The sequence below is a fragment of the Wolbachia endosymbiont (group B) of Dolichovespula media genome, from assembly GCF_947179505.1.
Taxonomy (GTDB): domain Bacteria; phylum Pseudomonadota; class Alphaproteobacteria; order Rickettsiales; family Anaplasmataceae; genus Wolbachia.
The window spans coordinates 795,706-814,569 of sequence record NZ_CAMXBR010000003.1 but is presented as its reverse complement, the minus strand read 5'-3'; the positions used below and the strand labels follow the sequence as shown (position 1 = coordinate 814,569).

General features: G+C 33.2%; 18 protein-coding genes, 1 rRNA gene and 2 pseudogenes. 6 read left to right on the top strand and 15 right to left on the bottom strand.

Annotated features, from left to right (window positions below):
- Nucleotides 1–15 precede the first annotated feature (15 nt).
- The 5 genes and pseudogenes from OM967_RS08265 to OM967_RS06525 form a co-directional block, all read right to left on the bottom strand.
- Nucleotides 16–1,315, bottom strand: a pseudogene (locus OM967_RS08265) (sugar phosphate nucleotidyltransferase).
- 118 nt (nt 1,316–1,433) lie between these two features.
- Entirely contained in the window at nt 1,434–2,678 is a 1,245-nt protein-coding gene (locus tag OM967_RS06540) for a hypothetical protein (protein ID WP_211907732.1), read from the bottom strand.
- A gap of 76 nt (nt 2,679–2,754) precedes the next feature.
- A complete protein-coding gene (gene sdhD / locus OM967_RS06535) occupies nt 2,755–3,120 on the bottom strand; it encodes a succinate dehydrogenase, hydrophobic membrane anchor protein (protein ID WP_211907731.1) in 366 nt (121 codons plus the stop codon).
- Nucleotides 3,117–3,494, bottom strand: coding sequence for a succinate dehydrogenase, cytochrome b556 subunit (gene sdhC / locus OM967_RS06530; protein ID WP_211907730.1), 378 nt, complete (start codon nt 3,492–3,494; stop codon nt 3,117–3,119). Before sdhC ends, sdhD begins: the two co-directional genes overlap by 4 nt.
- 102 nt (nt 3,495–3,596) lie before the next feature.
- A 16S ribosomal RNA gene (locus OM967_RS06525) occupies nt 3,597–5,100 on the bottom strand.
- 153 nt (nt 5,101–5,253) lie between these two features.
- Here OM967_RS06525 and OM967_RS06520 point away from each other — a divergent pair.
- Nucleotides 5,254–5,871 (top strand): hypothetical protein, encoded by a 618-nt coding sequence (locus OM967_RS06520; protein WP_211907729.1) that lies wholly within the window; start codon nt 5,254–5,256, stop codon nt 5,869–5,871.
- A gap of 533 nt (nt 5,872–6,404) precedes the next feature.
- Here OM967_RS06520 and OM967_RS06515 read toward each other — a convergent pair.
- The 10 genes from OM967_RS06515 to OM967_RS06470 all read right to left on the bottom strand — a co-directional run bounded on the left by OM967_RS06515 (nt 6,405) and on the right by OM967_RS06470 (nt 12,087).
- Nucleotides 6,405–6,569 (bottom strand): GDSL family lipase, encoded by a 165-nt coding sequence (locus OM967_RS06515; RefSeq protein WP_246433122.1) that lies wholly within the window; start codon nt 6,567–6,569, stop codon nt 6,405–6,407.
- Nucleotides 6,570–6,581: 12 nt separating this feature from the next.
- Nucleotides 6,582–6,725: a GDSL family lipase gene (locus OM967_RS06510; protein WP_068651816.1), complete on the bottom strand. Its 144-nt coding sequence runs from the start codon at nt 6,723–6,725 to the stop codon at nt 6,582–6,584.
- 776 nt (nt 6,726–7,501) lie between these two features.
- Nucleotides 7,502–9,397, bottom strand: coding sequence for an RNA polymerase sigma factor RpoD (rpoD, locus tag OM967_RS06505; RefSeq protein WP_211908756.1), 1,896 nt, complete (start codon nt 9,395–9,397; stop codon nt 7,502–7,504).
- A gap of 139 nt (nt 9,398–9,536) precedes the next feature.
- Nucleotides 9,537–9,839 (bottom strand): cation:proton antiporter subunit C, encoded by a 303-nt coding sequence (locus OM967_RS06500; RefSeq protein ID WP_211907728.1) that lies wholly within the window; start codon nt 9,837–9,839, stop codon nt 9,537–9,539.
- Complete coding sequence (locus OM967_RS06495) at nt 9,836–10,255, bottom strand: Na(+)/H(+) antiporter subunit B (RefSeq protein WP_010404274.1); 420 nt, start codon at nt 10,253–10,255, stop codon at nt 9,836–9,838. The genes OM967_RS06500 and OM967_RS06495 overlap by 4 nt, the downstream gene beginning before the upstream one ends.
- Nucleotides 10,248–10,772 carry a DUF4040 domain-containing protein gene (locus OM967_RS06490; protein WP_211907727.1) on the bottom strand — a complete coding sequence of 175 codons (525 nt, stop codon included), beginning with the start codon at nt 10,770–10,772 and terminating at the stop codon, nt 10,248–10,250. The genes OM967_RS06495 and OM967_RS06490 overlap by 8 nt, the downstream gene beginning before the upstream one ends.
- 11 nt (nt 10,773–10,783) lie before the next feature.
- Entirely contained in the window at nt 10,784–11,056 is a 273-nt protein-coding gene (gene mnhG, locus OM967_RS06485; protein ID WP_012481981.1) for a monovalent cation/H(+) antiporter subunit G, read from the bottom strand.
- A gap of 6 nt (nt 11,057–11,062) precedes the next feature.
- The gene (locus tag OM967_RS06480; protein ID WP_012481980.1) at nt 11,063–11,308 is read right to left on the bottom strand and encodes a monovalent cation/H+ antiporter complex subunit F; all 246 of its coding nucleotides are present in this window, start codon (nt 11,306–11,308) and stop codon (nt 11,063–11,065) included.
- A 29-nt stretch (nt 11,309–11,337) separates the two neighbouring features.
- A complete protein-coding gene (gene rpoZ, locus OM967_RS06475) occupies nt 11,338–11,730 on the bottom strand; it encodes a DNA-directed RNA polymerase subunit omega (protein ID WP_007302435.1) in 393 nt (130 codons plus the stop codon).
- 60 nt (nt 11,731–11,790) lie between these two features.
- Complete coding sequence (locus tag OM967_RS06470; protein ID WP_211907726.1) at nt 11,791–12,087, bottom strand: helix-turn-helix domain-containing protein; 297 nt, start codon at nt 12,085–12,087, stop codon at nt 11,791–11,793.
- 598 nt (nt 12,088–12,685) lie between these two features.
- On the opposite strand from OM967_RS06470, the pseudogene OM967_RS06465 reads away from it, so the two are divergent.
- The 5 genes and pseudogenes from OM967_RS06465 to hflC all read left to right on the top strand — a co-directional run bounded on the left by OM967_RS06465 (nt 12,686) and on the right by hflC (nt 18,864).
- Nucleotides 12,686–13,634, top strand: a pseudogene (locus tag OM967_RS06465) (IS110 family RNA-guided transposase).
- A gap of 596 nt (nt 13,635–14,230) precedes the next feature.
- A complete protein-coding gene (purE, locus tag OM967_RS06460) occupies nt 14,231–14,731 on the top strand; it encodes a 5-(carboxyamino)imidazole ribonucleotide mutase (protein WP_214249852.1) in 501 nt (166 codons plus the stop codon).
- A complete protein-coding gene (gene mutL, locus OM967_RS06455) occupies nt 14,683–16,560 on the top strand; it encodes a DNA mismatch repair endonuclease MutL (protein ID WP_405197074.1) in 1,878 nt (625 codons plus the stop codon). The genes purE and mutL overlap by 49 nt, the downstream gene beginning before the upstream one ends.
- A 403-nt stretch (nt 16,561–16,963) precedes the next feature.
- A complete protein-coding gene (gene hflK, locus OM967_RS06450) occupies nt 16,964–17,989 on the top strand; it encodes an FtsH protease activity modulator HflK (RefSeq protein ID WP_211907723.1) in 1,026 nt (341 codons plus the stop codon).
- Between the two features lie 2 nt (nt 17,990–17,991).
- Nucleotides 17,992–18,864: a protease modulator HflC gene (gene hflC / locus OM967_RS06445; protein ID WP_211907722.1), complete on the top strand. Its 873-nt coding sequence runs from the start codon at nt 17,992–17,994 to the stop codon at nt 18,862–18,864.

The following is an 18,864-nucleotide window of genomic DNA, read 5'->3' as shown; positions in this document are numbered from 1 at the left end:
ATTCAATATTCTATATTAAGACCTTCCATATATATCGTCCAATCTTACTATATCATTATCAGATAAAAACTTTCCTACCTGAAACTCAACTATCTCAAGAGGAAATCTTGTACTTTTATTCTCAATTTTATGAAACACCTTCCTTGGAATCTCTATTACATGATTTTTCGTTATAGCATATGTTTTGTCATCTAAACTAACATATCCAACTCCTGATAGTATTATATGGTACTCATCTCTATAGTGGTGAAATTGCTTAGAAGTGCAGCTTAGTGGATTTATAAAAAGATATTTTATAAGAAAATCCTTGCCCATTAAAACTACACTATAAAATCCCCATGGCTTAATCTCTTTCCTTATTGGCTTTACTTCCTTAACTTTATTAATGAACAACATTAGGCTCTTACTTGGCTGTTTATAAACTCTACCTAGTAAATTTTTTGCATCATTTTCTGTCATCAAAACTGGCTCTCTTCCGTTGGTTACAGCTTGAAACGACTCAAAATTCTTATTAAATCTCTTACTTAACTCTAAAACTGAACCCCAAGTGCCAACATCCATCCAATCGAAATTGGCTTCTATCATTACAATATTTTCTGCTTTTTCTATCACTAGGTGATCAATAGATGTATCACCCATTCCTGCACAATTTTGCTGTTCTAAATACAGAAATCTCTCTCGTGGTACAAAATGCTTCATACTTTTACAACATAAATTATAGAGAGTCGGAGCAATTTTTTTTATCTCATATATAGCGTTTTGCTCTAAACACAAATATTCCAGAGTTCCAATAATGATCGTTACTTACCTTACGCTCGGGTTTTTCTGTAAAATCTTTTACTATATGACATTTTTCTTTCTGACCATATACTGCATTTATATAGCCGTATTCAGAATTGAATTCATGAGGCTTTACCCCAAAAGTGACTATAGAGTCAGTTTCAGAGGCTAGCTTAGACGCTTTCTCAATAGAAACATAAAAACTATTCAAATCACCTATAAAATGGTCTGAAGGAAGAACTAAGATTGTCTCGTTCCTATCGCAGAGAAGCACAGCAATTAGTATTGCTGCCGCTGTCCCAATTTTAACTGGTTCAAAAACTACTTTACATTCCTGTAATGCATGTAATTCCTGCATCAATAATGACTCATATTGTATATTTGTGGTAATGATGGGTGGCATATAATCGCTTTTTAGCCTCAACAAAGTGTTGTGAAACATAGTATTCTGACTAAATATTTTCTGAAATTGCTTTGGCTTAGATAGAAGCCAAAGTCTGCTGCCACTACCACCACACAGTATTACAGGGCGCATTTAATTAAGATATTAATTATTTGATTAATATCTTATACTAACGGCAAAATGCATGCAAGTTTTTATTGTGAGATGATTAAAGTAAAAAGTAATTTAAAGTGATGGTTGACTACGAGCATTATGGAATCCCTACATTTCGTGATGAGTCTTGTCTTCTTTCTATCTCTCTATCAATATGAGGAATGCTGCTTTTTTGATTAACGGCTGCAGCTATTTTTTTATCAGTTTTGTTTTGCGGCTTCTCCTTTAAGCTTTCTCCAACACCTGGTTCTCTGGATTTATCTATACTTTCACTACTTTTATTCAGCGCCTTTTCCAAGTCTCTTTCAATACCTGGACTTCTAGCATCAAGCTCATCCCATGTACCCACTATACTGAGTGGCTTATGATCCTTCTGCTCCGGCTTTAGCCCTTCTTCACCTTTAATAATATTAAAGTCACTTTTTGCCTCTTTCCAACATTCTTTCAATTGGTGTTTCAACATAGTAAGATAAGCATCACCATACTTTTTCTCATTTTCTACAAATAATAAAATTGGAACCTTAAGTATTGTAGCTCCCATATTTACTAAATTTTTTACTACCACTGCAGGAGTGAAAAAAAGATAACCAAAAGATTTTGCAACTCGATTTTTTCTAGCTATCAAATTCTCTCCTAATTTCATAGGAATAAAAGTCAGCATTCTAGCACAAATCTTAGCTAAACCCGCAACAAAAACAATAGGAACAGATATCAGACTTTTATCTAGCTCTAGACTACCATTTTGATCTCTAATTTCTGAAAAATTAGTGCTTAATTTTTTATAATTACTAGTGTATAGTAATTCTCCATTTCTTCCCTTTTCATCAACAAATCCCTGAACTTTACCCTCTCCATTTTTTACCTTTTTCATTAGCACAGAAGAGTGAGTTAATTTAAACGGATATTTAGGATCATTAGTTTTTTTAGCTTCAAAAATTGGAATATGTTTTTCAAGATCGATTTTTGAAAACTCAAATGGTTTATAGTAGCCATCATAATGCTTAACATCCTTGTTTTTTTCCCGATTAACTAAAAAGTCAATAGTAAAATAAGACCTATCGTCCGTTTCCTTGACAAAAGTTAATTCAAAACTTGACCGCTTTCGATCTCTCTCGCCATATGAAAGTTTATATATAGTCTCACCATCACTATTCTTACTTTCTATAACTTTCCCAGATTCTACAATCTGATCGTAATTCTTTGGATATTTGCATTTTCTTCCATCTGTATAGGTCATTACCTTTCTAAGATCCTTGACATAAACTTGAGATTCAGATGAAGCAAATAAACCTTTTGCTTTAAGTGTAAAATCTGTTACTGCTTTTTTTAACACTCCGAACATGTTGTCAAACCAAAATCGCTATAGTTCAATAATAAAATTAGTAAACTAATAATATATTAACACAAAACTAACAATTTTACAAGAAAATATGCCTATAAAAGAAAAAAGTCGTAAAAGCAAGGACTATATAAGTAATGCTTGATAAGTATTTTATGCATGTAATTGTAAAAATCCTTAGAGGTACGCTGTCTATATAATCTTCACACACTACCTGCATTCCAAGAACTGCATGCCAAAAAATGCAAAACACCAGTATAACAAAAAACAAAAGCTCTAGTGGATGATTAATAGCCTGAAATAATTTTTCATTAAAAGATAAAGGGCCATCAACATAAAATGTGCAAGAAAATGAGTAAATAAACCAAGGAAATAAAAATAACAAAATCACCGCAGAAACACGCTGGATCCACCAATGATGTACTGAATTTACAGATTGACTCATATAAATATAAATAAAAAAGCCATAGTAGAAAGAAATAGCATTATTGTTAGTAACATAGCACTTTTTAAAACACTAGCAATTTCTAAATTAAGCCCAGCATCCCACAATAAATGACGAATACCATTAAGAAAATGATACATAAAGCTTACAAAGCACAAGATATAAGCTAATTTAGCAACAGGAGTGAACAATAATGCATTTAAGCACCTTACTATAATTAACTTAGGGGAGTAAACATATAATATAAAATACCAAGAAAGTATGATTAATAAAAGAAATAGCAAGATACCAGTCAATCTATGCATAATAGAAAAAAAACTAGTAACTTGTACTTTATATATTTGTAAATGTGGGGAAAGAGGCCTATTACTCATAAAATTTCGTTATCGAGAAATTAAAAAATAAAGTAGAAGTAAAGACAGCAGTATAGTACATAATGACACTATTATTTGAAATGGTGAATTACGTACAAAGCCTAAGGAGGTAATCCAGCTGCAGATTCCCCTACTGCTACCTTGTTACGACTTCACCCCAGTCACTGATCCCACTTTAAATAACTCCTTCCTTGCGGTTAGGCCATTAGCTTCGAGTGAAACCAATTCCCATGGCGTGACGGGCAGTGTGTACAAGACCCGAGAACGTATTCACCGTGGCATGCTGATCCACGATTACTAGCGATTCCAACTTCATGTACTCGAGTTGCAGAGTACAATCCGAACTGAGATGTCTTTTAGGGATTAGCTTAGGCTTGCGCACCTTGCAACCCATTGTAGACACCATTGTAGCACGTGTGTAGCCCACTCCATAAAGGCCATGATGACTTGACATCATCCCCACCTTCCTCCAGCTTATCACTGGCAGTTTCCTTAAAGTACTCAGCATTACCTGATGGCAACTAAGGATGAGGGTTGCGCTCGTTGCGGGACTTAACCCAACATCTCACGACACGAGCTGACGACAGCCATGCAACACTTGTGTAAAATCCGGCCGAACCGACCCTATCCCTTCGAATAGGTATGATTTCCATGTCAAGAAGTGGTAAGGTTTTTCGCGTTGCATCGAATTAAACCACATGCTCCACCGCTTGTGCGGGTCCCCGTCAATTCCTTTGAGTTTTAATCTTGCGACCGTAGTCCCCAGGCGGAATGTTTAACGCGTTAGCTGTAATACAGAAAGTAAACTTCCCATATTTAACATTCATCGTTTACAGCGTGGACTACCAGGGTATCTAATCCTGTTTGCTCCCCACGCCTTCGCGCTTCAGCGTCAGATTTGAACCAGATAGACGCCTTCGCCACTGGTGTTCCTCCTAATATTTACGAATTTTACCTCTACATCAGGAATTCCTCTATCCTCTTTCAATCTCTAGGTTAATAGTTTTAAAAGCAATTCCAAGGTTAAGCCTCGGGATTTCACTTTTAACTTATTAACCAGCCTACGCGCCCTTTACGCCCAATAATTCCGAATAACGCTAGCCCTCTCCGTATTACCGCGGCTGCTGGCACGGAGTTAGCCAGGACTTCTTCTGTGAGTACCGTCATTATCTTCCTCACTAAAAGAGCTTTACAACCCAAAGGCCTTCTTCACTCATGCGGCATGGCTGGATCAGGCTTTCGCCCATTGTCCAATATTCCCCACTGCTGCCTCCCGTAGGAGTCTGGACCGTATCTCAGTTCCAGTGTGGCTGATCATCCTCTCAGATCAGCTATAGATCATTGCCTTGGTAGGCTATTACTCCACCAACTAGCTAATCTAATATAGGCTCATCTAATAGCAATAAATTTTTCCCCCGTAGGGCGTATACGGTATTAGTTGCCGTTTCCAACAATTATTCCGTACTACTAGGTAGATTCCTATACATTACTCACCCGTCTGCCACTAAGTTATACCATAGCAAGCTACAATATAACTCCGTTCGACTTGCATGTGTTAGGCCTGCCGCCAGCGTTCATTCTGAGCCAGGATCAAACTCTCAAATTTAGACTTCAACCTATAAAAGGTTGAGGGTACATCGGATAAATCCGACAAAAAATAATTTAGCTTAATACTGCTATCTTTATTTCTACTTTAGAAATATTTTAATCTCCAACTATTCAAACAACTCTAAGAATATTATTATGTGATATAATCACTATGTCAATATGTTTTTGCAAATCAAAAGCATTAATGTATAAATATATAACTATTTGGAATATTACCATGAAAAAATACATCTTTCTGCTTGCACTCGCGCCAATGTTAGTTGGCATCACATTATACTTATTGCGTAACATTGATAACACAAAACAATCTATAACTGCAGGTGACAAGTTTTACGAAGTATTATTCTTAAAAAAAGATAATAAGTCACTGCTAGAAGAAATAGATTCAAATTGGGAATATTTAGCAAATTTTGAACGCGCATTCAATCATATCTCAGATTCAATGCCAACAGACACGGCATCTATTATTTATAATGATTTGGCAGACGATAAAGATGCTCCTGATGTTTTGCGTGAGTTAGCACAATACTTAGAAGTAATGAGCTTACTTCACTCCAGCGATGAAAAAACAAATAGAGATAAAATTAGTAATTTAGAATCAAATGCAGTGTACCCTTATTCAAGCCAAGAAGCTATCGCTATAGTAAAGATACACAGTAACGACATTAAAGGTGCAATTGAAATATTGCATTCATTATTAAATGATAGAGAATGTCCGACTCTAATCAAGGCCAATGCACAAGAATTACTTCGGATATACGAAAACTAAAAAACTTGCTTGCATAACAATTTGGCAGCGCATCTGATGAAATAAAGAACTTTACTTGACAAACCTACCTATTTTATTATGGCACTAAAAGTATTTATGACTCAAAATTTGTTTTTGACTGTAGGATCAATCACAAAATCCAGTAAAAACTTAGGTGTTTATTGGTAAATTACGTAAAATTATAGCGGTTTTTTAAATTTTTTCTATACTCAGCCAAGTCGCGCTTGTTAGAACATTATTACAGCACCACTTACAGTAATATAGAGTCAAAATTTCACTACTCAGAGGTTCCTTTTACCTTTTTATTTAGTAAGACTTCTCTATATTTATAGTTAATATATCAAAGAATAAACTTCACTAGCAGAATGTCATTCTAGCACTAAAATGACAAAAAGAGGATAAAATCGCAATAGCTATTGTATCAAGCACCGTTGTATTTTCTCTATATTTTAGATTACTTTGTTTACCCCCCTCCCTTTACCATTCAGCTACGCAGATAGTTACTACAAACCGTAAAGATGTTTAAAAGAAATCTAATTTTTTATCAACTCATACATTTCATTACCAACTTCACAATAAGGTTCTGCAGTTGGATAAAAATAATCAAAAAAGAAATAATCCTTTAGTATTTCTGTGCTGCATCCAGAATTATAGTAAGTATCAAGCCTTCCTTTAAATATCAACAAGAGTATCTTCATACTTTTTCCAAATCACCCTACCCCAAACTGGTCTACGATGTTTGATAGGTATGCATCTCGATCATTTAACCCTTTGCTCTTATATTTAACAAGCATACTTTTCATTTTAGAGTTAAGATCGAATGCTTTTATTTCAAGATCTGCACCTTTCTTCATATAATCTAAATCATTAGCTAATTTTGTATTGAAACTCTGTGTAAGCTTTGCAGCCAGCTCTCTTGCTTTTCGTCTTTATTAAAGCTAGTATCAAACCAACCTCAGTCACATTTGCAACAATCACATGCTTTACACCATATTAATTTAGAACCAAATGCATTACATATTTCACTAACCGCTTTATTTCAATACTTTTTCTGCTTTAACATTGTTATAAGCAGTGGCACCCATAATATTATTTCCTCGATTATAATGAAAAATAAAATCTCCTTTACCTACGTCTGGATGATGTTTAATTACTGCGTTTAGCTGATTAACTAAACGAAATTTATTGAGGAAATAAGAAAAAATAGGGTTAAGAATTTCAGATGCTGTTGCATATAAAATCGCATAGTTATGATCTTGCTGTTCATAGTATCGATCAAAAAATGAGCCTCTCCATGATGACTCAAATTCTTCTAAACCTAAATACTTTGCTACATATTCAACAACAGTAAGGCCATTGCTAAAAATCCTCCTTAATAAAAAGGGGCATTAAGTTTCACGTTTCTTACAAAGGATAAGTTATTAAAATTTCAATAATTACACCATTATCAGATAAACTATCACCCAGAACACAAAAATTTTTACACTTTGAATTAGAGTTATTATTTTTATTTGCCATAACATTCAATATCTAATCATACTGCTCTATAAAGCCTATAAAAAAAGAAAAATAGGGTAAAATTATAGAACTTTGGCTGAATTTTACCTATTTTTTGAGCAGCCCTTCTGCCTTAAAAGAAACCTCTAAGTTTTTTAGCACGGCTTGGATGTTTCAACTTACGTAGTGCTTTTGCCTCTATTTGCCTAATTCTTTCACGTGTAACATTAAAAATTTTTCCTACTTCTTCTAAGGTATGCTCCTTTCCATCTTTACCAAGGCCAAAGCGCATCCTTAAAATTCTTTCTTCTTTTGGTGTTAAAGTTGCAAGAACATTGGTCGTAATGCCACGCAAGTCGGCAAGTATTGCAGCATCCTCTGGTTTAGAAACTCGCTTATCTTCTATACAATCACCGAAGGTACTACTATCATCCTTTCCTGTTGGAGCTTCAAGACTTACCGGATCTCTTGCTATCTTCATAACTTTGCGTATTCTTTCTAGCGGCATCGCCAATTCTATACTCAATTCCTCTAATGTAGGCTCTCTACCCATTTCATGAGTCATCTTTCTTAATGCTTTGTTGATTTTACTGATAATTTCCACCATATGTACTGGTATTCTAACTACTTTAGACTGTTCAGGTATTGCCCTAGTGATTGATTGCTTTACCCACCAAGTACCATAAGTCGAAAATTTATACCCACGTTTGTAATCAAACTTATCCACAGCCTTCATAAGACCAATATTACCTTCTTGTATCAAATCAAGCAGATCAAGTCCTCTTTTTGAATACTTTTTAGCAATCGAAACCACCAGCCTTAAATTAGCCTTAATCATTTCTTGCTTTGCTTGAGAGACTTCTTGTTCATGTTTCTGTATTCTCTTGATTACCTTCTTAAACTCCTGAACTTTATCTCCTTGTACATAACTCTTAATATTGCTTAAGGCACTAGCTATATACTCATAGCTATCGTTTATAAACCTTAAGAATTTATTTTTTAATTCACCTGTAAAAAGAGATTGATTTTCATTAATCTTGAGAAAACTTATTTCACTCAACTCGTGCTCTAAAAGCACATCATCATAAACATTATACAAACTTTCTCTATCAATACCGTACTTTCTAGCTTCAGTAATAAGATTAGCTTCTTCAAACGTGATTAGTCTACTTATTTCGTAAAGTTTTTGTGTAATTCTGGTAATAGCAGCATCACTAAACTGAATTTGTAATGCTACAGACCATATTTGATTATATAAATTTTCTAGCTCATTAGAGAAATCTTTAGAATTTTTTTTCAATACCAATGCTTCATTTGTTAAAGCAATGATCTCATCCAATGCCGTGATAACCTTTGGCAATAAATCACTTTCCATTTCAAGAACAGAAATATTTAAGTTAGCTGAACTTATGTCTTCACTCTCATTTCCCTTTTCATCATTACCTTTTTCCTCATCATTAACACAATCTCTAACATCTTCAACTTCACTTTCTTCTTTGTCTACCATATTAAAATCAGAGTTATAAATTGCATCCAGATTTATAATTTCTCTCAGTAAAAAAGTTCCACCACTTAAATCATCACGCCATGTTTTGATTATTTTGAATGCCACTGATGTTTCAATTATTGCACGTAACATGTTATGCTTTTCAGATTCAATTTTTTTTGCTATCTTAATTTCATCTGCTCGTGACAAAAGCTTTACAGAGCTCATATCCTGTAAATAAATCCTTACTGGATCATCATTTTGCACTAAAGTTGTAGTAGTATTCAACGATGTCTCATCATCAAGCTTATTACCATCATCATTAGAAGGAGCTTCTTCCTCATCTTCACTACTTTCGAGTATGTTAATTCCAGAGTCTTGCAATAAAGCTATAGTATCATCTATAAAATCAGTTGAAAAATTTTCATCTGATAACTTATCATTTATATCATCAAAAGTGATAAAACCGCCCTTTCTTATACTTTTGGTTACAAGATCTTTGATGATCTTTTTCCTATCTTCCGTACCATTAATAGTTGACATCATTACCTTTACAGTTTATAATTTTATTTCTTATTTATCAAATAAACTTACAATTAGCAAGCTTATAGTTTTATTCTTAATTTATAGTTACTTGCTACTTCATATAGTTTAAGATACTATCAATTTATTCACACTCTTTTTAATCAACTAATCTCTCTATTCTTACTACTATGGACAATCCAACTGAAAATGTTGCAATTCCAACCACTATAGCAGTAAGCATTAAGACGTGAGGTATAGGATTGGTATATAAGTGAAAATTTGAAGTCAATATAGGAGGTAAAGAACTTTTTACATACCCTAAAGATATGTAAAACAACAAAACAGATGCTTGTAAGACACTTAATCCCATCATTTTTTTGATTAAGTTTTTATCATTTACAATGATATAGAAACCTAGCACCATTAATATAGTAATGCCTACATAATTATATAGAGTCATTGTTTTTTCTTGCGAGCAAAATTTATATATATGATTAACATGGAAGAAGAAACGGTAAGCAATACACCCAGCTCCACTAAGAAAATACCCAATTTTTGACCTGTTCTACTATCAGCTGACAATATACTATAGGATAAAAAATTTTGGCCAAATAAAACTGTTATAATACCAGCTCCTCCATAGGTTAAAATACCTAGTACGTTAGTAAATTTGATAATAGAGTAAGGTATTGCTTTTAAAGTTGTAGGTATATCAAATAACATAGAATATAATATTATCCCAGAAGCAATAATTATTCCCGCCTGAAAACCTCCACCTGGAGTATAGTCACCATGAAACTGTATATATAAACCAAACAAAATGATAAAAGGTATCATCAAAAATGTTACTGCACTTAATACCGGATCTTTAATCACTTTCTTTCTCTTCTAATATTAACATTATACAAAGTGCAGCAGTAAAAACTACTATAGTTTCTCCAAATGTGTCATAGCCACGAAAGCTTGCTAAAACAGCTGTCACTATATTAGGAATACCAATAGCTTTTTCAGTACTTTCTACATAATAAGGAGCAACGTGCAAGTGAACTGGAGCATTATGACTGCCAAAATCTGGTAATTGAATCATAAAGTATGATAAACATGCAGTCAAAAATAACATAAAAAAAAGTGTTGTGGGGCTATGAGATAAATTTGCTTTGTAATTCTTTACCAAAGAGAGTGCTGCAAACGTAAAGACTGTGCTCAATCCTGCACCAACAGAAGCTTCAGTAATTGCAACATCTGGCGCATTCATAATCAAGTACATAAGTGCAATAAGTGCACTAAATACACACATTAGAACAGCACTTACAACCAAATGTTTCGAAAGAACTATAAAAACTGTAACCGTGAGTAACAGCAAAAGTAATATTAGATTCAGTGTTTCTAGCATCTTAACCTTCTTTAATAGTCTTTACTTTTATAATAAGTACGCGCTAAAATATAACTGTTAGTTGAATTGGCTATCCATATTATAAAAATTAATAATATAACTTTAATAGTATTGATTGAAAATTCATTTTGCCAAGCAAAACCAATCAACAACAACATTGCGCCACTAGAATCTGCAATACCTGCAGCATGTAGTCTAGTATAGAAATCAGGAAATACTACTACTCCTACGCTTGAAATGACTATTAAACAAACACCTAAAAATATGAGAATGGATGCTACCATAAATTATCAAAACAACATTAATCTCATTAGCGCTATAGTTGATATAAAGCTAATGCTAGCATATAGTAATGCTATATCAATTAAAAAAAAATCATTCAGAACAATCGATATTGCTGTTATGAGTAAAACTAATTGTGTTGATAAATTATTGAATGCTAAAATCTTATTGTAAACATCACTTGACCTAAATACTATACAACATAACATTACACTCATACAGAACAAAAGCACATAGATAGCAATACTAATCATTTATAAACTATTATAACCTCTGCAGATTTCTAAATCGGTACTTCTTCACCACTATCTTGATCATCTATTTCATCATCATGGCTTTCTTGACTTACATCCAGACTTGTGTTAAGTTGATGATCAGAAAAATTTAACAAATTTGCTAGCTTACTTGGACTATTAATATAAGTATTATCTGTGTTTCCTTTCATGTGCTCCTTGCACCTTTTGACCAAAAGGTTAAACAACTCATGAGTATTCACCTTCTTTTCCGCTATTTCATATAAAGAAACTATCGTATCCTTATGATCTTTAAACTTAACCATTTCAACGGGATCGCTTGCCCCTGTACTCAAATCATGCGTTCTTTGACTTGCTAGCAGAACCAATTTAAAACGGTTGTGTACCTGTTCTACACACTTTTCTACAATAGACTCAACCATAAAATACTACCTTGATAAGCTTTATACTATATCACAAAAAATAAGATGTCAACTTCAGATCTATTGAGATCCAATTCTACATTCTACTTTTTCTTCTTTAGCTTTTACTGATTGATTTTCTGTTATTGTAATTGTTATTTCATGATCAAGCTTTTTCAAAAAACCTAACAGTCTCTCTAAAGAAAAACCACTTATCTTACCACTTTTAATTTGTGACACCTTTGGTTGATCAATACCAAGTTTCTCAGCCGCACAAGCTTGAGTCCAAGTATTTTTTCCTATAATTTTACTTATTATGCCAAGCAATTTTTTTTTTATTGCTTCACTATCCAGATTGTTTAATGATATTGTTTCCATAATTTTTACTCTCACATACCAACTAGCTTTATTAAATATTATATCATAATATTTAATATACCAATATATTAATAGTATATAACTTGTCAATAATTATCTGATACTCAAAGTTTTAAATTGACTATAATTTTTATCAAAATACTAGTAATTTCAAACTATTATTTTGTAAAAAACTTACTATTAAAGAGAATAAGTTGAAATTGCAAAGTTTAAAATACAGAAATAATCATTTTACAAACTCGTTTTAGAGACTGTACATGATCTCAAGAAAGGAATAAAGCCGGAGATAGAGTATGTAAATTATGAAAACAGAGCAAGATGAGTAGGAGAAAAACTGAGTAGAGTTCTGTAGAAAGAAACAAAATCAAGAATATTGTAAGTTGAAAATGTGATATAAAAGAGGATAAGAGGGAAAGATAGCCCTACTCACTATAGGAATAGGACTATCATGGGCGTGTGCGACCGGAAGAATATTGGTACTACAACCGTTTAAATCAAGGTACACTAGCCCATCTCTCGATACGTTTGAATAGTTGCTTGGAACATATATATGCACCCGTTTACAATCTTAAATTAACTAAAACTATCGAGGTTTGTTATGGTTACATCTTATCAAAATTTTATTGGCATTGATATCGGAAAATTTAAAAATGTCGTTGCAATTCACAAACAGAAGAACGCTGTCAAATTTGACAATGATTCTGATGTTTGGCAACAATTATTTCAAAAGTTTTCAGATATTCTACCTAATTCTTTAGTAACTTTGGAAAACACAGGAAAATATGAGCTTGGTTTGTCACATTTTCTTATTGACAAGAATATTGCAGTACATCGAGCTAATACTCGTAAAGTAAAAAGCTTTATCTTGTCTCACGGAACTGTAGCAAAGTCTGATAAATCAGATGCGAGGGCTCTTGCTCAATATGGATTTGAACGCCATAGAACTCTCTCTCTATTTGTACCTACAATCAAAAGAACAATCAACCCTGGTTGCACTTTGTCAACGTCGTGATGACATTACGCAAATGAGAGCTCAGGAAAAGTGTAGACTGGAAGCTCCTGAAAATGACCATATAAAGGAAAGTTGCCAGAAGACCATTGAATTTTTCAATAATCAAATAAACGAACTCAATGACACTATACAAAAAATTATTGATGAAAGCCATGAGCTACAACAACGTCAAAAAATCCTTAAAACAGTTCCTGGAATAGGCAAAAAGTTATCACAAGATTTTTTGTGTTTAATGCCAGAGCTTGGCTACTTAAGTAGAAAAGAAGTAGCAAGTCTTGCCGGAGTAGCACCTCATCCTAGGGAAAGTGGTAAAACTGTTGGTTACCGAAGGATTATAGGAGGTAGAAGTAATGTTCGTTCAAAGCTCTTTACATCTGCCATGTCTGCTGCAAGGTCCAAATCTGCACTTGGCACCTTTTATTCTAAGCTTGTTGAAAGTGGTAAGAAGAAGATGGTAGCTATAACAGCTCTAATGCGTAAAATTATAGTAATTGCTAATGCAAGGCTTAAAGAGGCAATTAATTTGAATGTTTAAAATTTACATAGCAGTAATTGAAATGAATATTGTGCGTCCACACAAACTTAAAGTGCTTGTTCACATAGATTAAATGGAAATTGTTGCAGTAGCTGTTTGATATAGAATTCTGTTTCTATGACAAACGGGTTTTTATTATCTATATGGTTGGGTAAAGTTGCAAAATTATACAAATGAAAAATTAAAAAAAACATAGTTGATTTAGGATGTATTTTACATAGTGTTACAGGTCCTAAAAAGTGGCTTCAGTGAATCAACAATGTTTTCAAAATGGCAAGATTATTTTAATAAATGAAGTAAAAAACATAGCGGAAGTAAAGAAAGTGTTTTGAAACATATATAAAAAAGTAGTTGCAAAGAAACAAATAAAAGGATTTAACTGTAGAGATCTTTGCCCTATTGTCAAAAGGTAAGTCTCTAATACTCTTATAGATATGAATAGACCCTTAATATCCGAAATTTATACCTCTATATTTTAATATAGGGATTCATTTCAATTTTTAAAGTTTCTATTTAATGAGAATGCTATATCATATTCGTAATTTAATTTAAATATCTGTTGCTTCTGAAATACTATTTGGTTAGTAAATAAAATCATGTCTAATACAGAAAAAATGAAAAAGGATGTTGCTGTAATTATGGGAAGCGAGTCGGATTATGGCACTATGGTGCATGCTATTAACCTATTAAAAGAATTGGAAATTTCACATGATGTATTTATAATATCCGCACACAGAACACCAGAGAGACTCTTTAATTTTACTAAGTCTGCTCAAGAAAAAGGCTTTAAGGTTATTATAGCTGGTGCAGGAGGAGCGGCTCATTTACCTGGTATGACTGCATCGCTTACTTATTTACCTGTTATCGGTATTCCTGTGCATAGCAAACAATTAAATGGGCTAGATAGTCTATTATCTATAGTGCAGATGCCAAAAGGTGTTCCAGTTGCAACAATGTCTATAGGAGAGAGTGGAGCATGCAATGCCGCTATTACTGCTGCATCTATATTGTCGATTTCTAATAGTGAAATTGCAGATAGATTAAAAAAATGGAGAGAGGAGCAAACTCAAGCAGTAAAAGAAAAACCAACATTATAATGGCAATAGTTCTTTTAGATACAAAAACCATAAATCGTATAGCAGCAGGAGAAGTAATAGAAAGGCCTGCAAGTGTGGTAAAGGAATTAGTGGAAAATGCAATAGATGCCAGAAGCTCAGAGATAGAAATTAAGATAGAAAGTGGTGGGCGTAACCTCATTACTGTAATCGATGATGGTAGCGGAGTAAAAAAGGATGATTTAGAACTTGCGTTTATGCGCCATGCTACTTCAAAATTGAGTGACAGTGAATTGATAGAGATCAAGCATCTTGGCTTTAGAGGAGAAGCTTTGCCTTCAATTGCAGCAGTAAGCAGAATAAAATTATCATCTAAGGCAAGCAAAGCAGATCAAGCATGGTCTATAAGGTATGAGGGGGGAGAAAAAATAGGAGAGCTTGTTCCTTATCCTTTATCGATAGGAACATATATTGAAGTACGAGATTTATTTTTTGCCACACCAAATAGACTAAAATTTCTCAAAACCGAAAGGGCAGAAACACAAAACATTGTTGATATTGTAAACAACTTAGCAATGATCAATTATGGAATTGAGTTTACTCTTATCTCCGATAATAAGAAGCTTCTTAAGTATGCTAAGCAGACCTCATTATTTAGCAGGCTATGCGAAGTAGAAGAAGAATTTCATGAAAACTCTTTGCAAATTAGTGAAGAAGAAGATGGCATTAGGCTTACAGGATACATCTGTAAACCTACTGTCAATCGTAGCAATTCAACTCAGATCTATACATTTGTTAATGGTAGACCAATTAAAGATAATCTACTTATTGGTGCAATTCGTTATGCGTATCACGACCTTATTCCAAACAATAGATATCCTTTTGCAGCGCTGCACTTAGAGATACCGTATGATCAAGTTGATGTAAATGTTCATCCAAATAAATCAGAGGTAAGGTTTCAGAACAAGAGGCTAATATATGAAATAGTGAAAAGGGGGCTAATAAAAGTGCTATCAAAGAGAATAGATCTTGTAGAAACTGTATTGGCCCAGACTGGAACAACAACGAATCATCTATCATCAGATCCTTTTAGTAGGTCTAGTCTTAAAAATGAATTTTATGGAAGAAGGTCGGATCCTTTTGAAAACCAGTTAATGAGAGAATTTACTTCTCCAAATATAGAGACAAAAAGCTTATCAGAACATTCAAAATCGTTTGATTATACTGGTATGCAAAAATCTCCTACACGAGCAGAAACTACAATTTTGGAAAGGAAACAAACCGATCTAATAAGGGACTATCCACTTGGGTTTGCACACTGTCAAATCTACAATACTTATATTATTGCTGAGGTAAGAGACAAACTAATTATAGTAGATCAGCATGCAGCCCATGAAAGACTAGTATACGAGTGCTTAAAGGAGAAATCAAGTATAAAAAGACAAAAACTTCTTTTGCCTGAAATGGTTGAAATCAAAAATCAAGCTGGAATGGAGATGATTAAAACTTATAAAGATAAACTTTTTGAGATGGGTTTTGAGATTGAAATTAAATCAGAAAATAAGATCATAGTAAAAGAAGTTCCTGCAATCTTAGGAGCAGTAGACACAAAGAGAATGCTCATTGATATAGTGGATAGACTAACAGAAATAGAAGATACATTACCTATAGAGGATAAGGTGAATAAAATACTAGCCACAATTGCTTGTTATGGATCAATAAGAGCAGGCAGAAAGATGAAATTGGAGGAGATGAATGAATTATTGAGGCAAATGGAAAAGACACCTTATTCTGGACAATGTAATCACGGAAGGCCAACCTATATAGAAATGAAATTAAGCGACATTGAAAAGTTATTTGAGCGAAGGTGAGAAGTTATCACAAATATGTATAGATTATACAACTCTAGTTTCGTCATCTCAAAACTCAGATACACAATTGTTTGAACATTGTAATTTGCATAGTAGATAATGTCATTCCATCACTTGACAATGATTTATTATGCAGCTACTTGATTAAAATTAAGTTTCCTAAATCCCAGGCATTGTCTTTTATGTTAATAATTAATATACAACTAACGATACTTATCAAAAACGACAATAAAGAATTCAAAAAAAGCTAGAAATTCTGTAGAATTGACCATAACATATAGAAAAAAAGGAAGTGTATGATCACATCCTTCAATCTGATCATTAATTTGTAAACAAAATAGTTTTGCATTTTTTGATAAGATTAAGTAATATCAGCGTATTAGTTATACAATTAATAATTTTTATGGATGAGCGTAATCCTTGGAATCTTGGAAAGAAACCGTCAGGTCCAGGTAATGAAGATATTTTAAGTAAAGCTGTGTCTGATATAAGATGCTTTTTTAATGGCTTAACCAGAAATAGAGGGAAAAAACTTTATTTCATCATTTTCATTGTTTTGTTGTTTTATTTTTGTACTGGTTTCTATATTGTCCATCCGAGTGAGGAAGGTATAGAACTTACTTTTGGCAAATATTCCAATACAGAAACATCTGGTTTGCGTTATCACTTCCCCTACCCTATTGGCAAGGTTTTTAAAGTGAACGTTAAAGAAGTAAATCGTGAAGAAATTGGGATAAGCAGCTCTTATGGGCGAGATACAGATCGTGGTGAAGGAGTGATGCTTACCGGAGATGAGAACATAGTCAACGTTAACTTTGAGGTCCAATGGAGAGTCAGGGATGCTAAAGATTATTTATTCAAAGTACGGGATTATAAACCTGGTTTTAGCGTTAAAAATGCTGCTGAAAGTGCTATGAGAGAAATAATAGGTAAGAATACGATCTCTTTTGCACTCGAAGGTCAAGGCAGGGCTGAAATTTCCAGAGATACTAGAATTTTATTGCAACAGATTCTTGATGGATATCAAATGGGTATAGAGATTTTATCCGTTCAAATGAAAAAAATTGATCCACCAGAAAAGGTGATTAGCTCATTTAGGGATGTACAAAGTGCTCGCGCAGATAAGGAGCGTACCATAAACGAAGCATACGCTTACAGTAATGATATTATACCTCGTGCAAAAGGTGAAGCAATAAAGATAAAATTAGATGCAGAAGCATACGAGAATGAAATAATAAATGAAGCAAAAGGTAATGCAAATCGCTTTTTATCTCTTCATGAAGAATATAGACAAAATCCTTCTCTTGTTAAGAACCGTATCTATCTTGAAACTATGGAAAATATTTTTAGCAAGGTAGATAAGTTTGTTATAACAGACGATCTGAAAGGTATGTTCTCTTATTTACCCCTTACAAATCTAGGAAAATAGTCATGAGTAGTAATATTAAAATTGTTTTTGCTTTTGTATTTGTTGTGTTATTGATTGCATTATCTAATTCAATCTTCGTTGTTCAAGAAACAAAACAAGCAATAGTTATACAACTCGGTAAAGTCGTAAAAGATGTTAGGGACAGTGGTTTATATTTTAAATTGCCATTTATAAATAACGTAGAATTTCTTGATAAGAGAATTTTAGATTTAAGTCCTGATAAAACTCCAAGGGAAGTGATAACTGCAGATCAAAAGCGTATTATAGTAGATGCTTATGCAAAATATAAAATAATAGATCCTATTACTTTTTATCAAACTGTGAAAAATGAATCAGGGCTAGTTAGAAGATTATATCCTGTCATAGAAGCTCACATAAGGGAGAATATAGGAAGATTTTCATTAATTAGTTTGTTGAATGAAAAGAGATCAGAAGTGATGCAATTAATTCAACGTGGAGTTTATTCTGAAGCTGGAAAATTTGGCATAGAGATAATAGATGTAAGAATTAAGAGAGCAGATCTACCAGAAGAAAATAGTTCTGCAATATTCCGCCGCATGCAAACTGAAAGAGAAAAGGAAGCAAAAGAAATTAGAGCAGAAGGAGAACAAGCTGGACAAGAAATTAGATCAAAAGCTGATAAATTAAAAAGGGGAATTGTCTCTAGTGCAGTAAAAGAATCACATGAAATAAGAGGCCGTGGTTATGCTGAAGCAACTAGAATCTATAATGAGGCATTCAAGGTTGATGAAGAGTTTTTTAACTTTTATCGCTCTATGAAAGCTTACAGTAAATCATTTGCTGAGGGTAATACTAAATTTGTGCTTTCACCAAATAATAATTTCTTAGATATTTTGAACAAGGGATGGAAATAG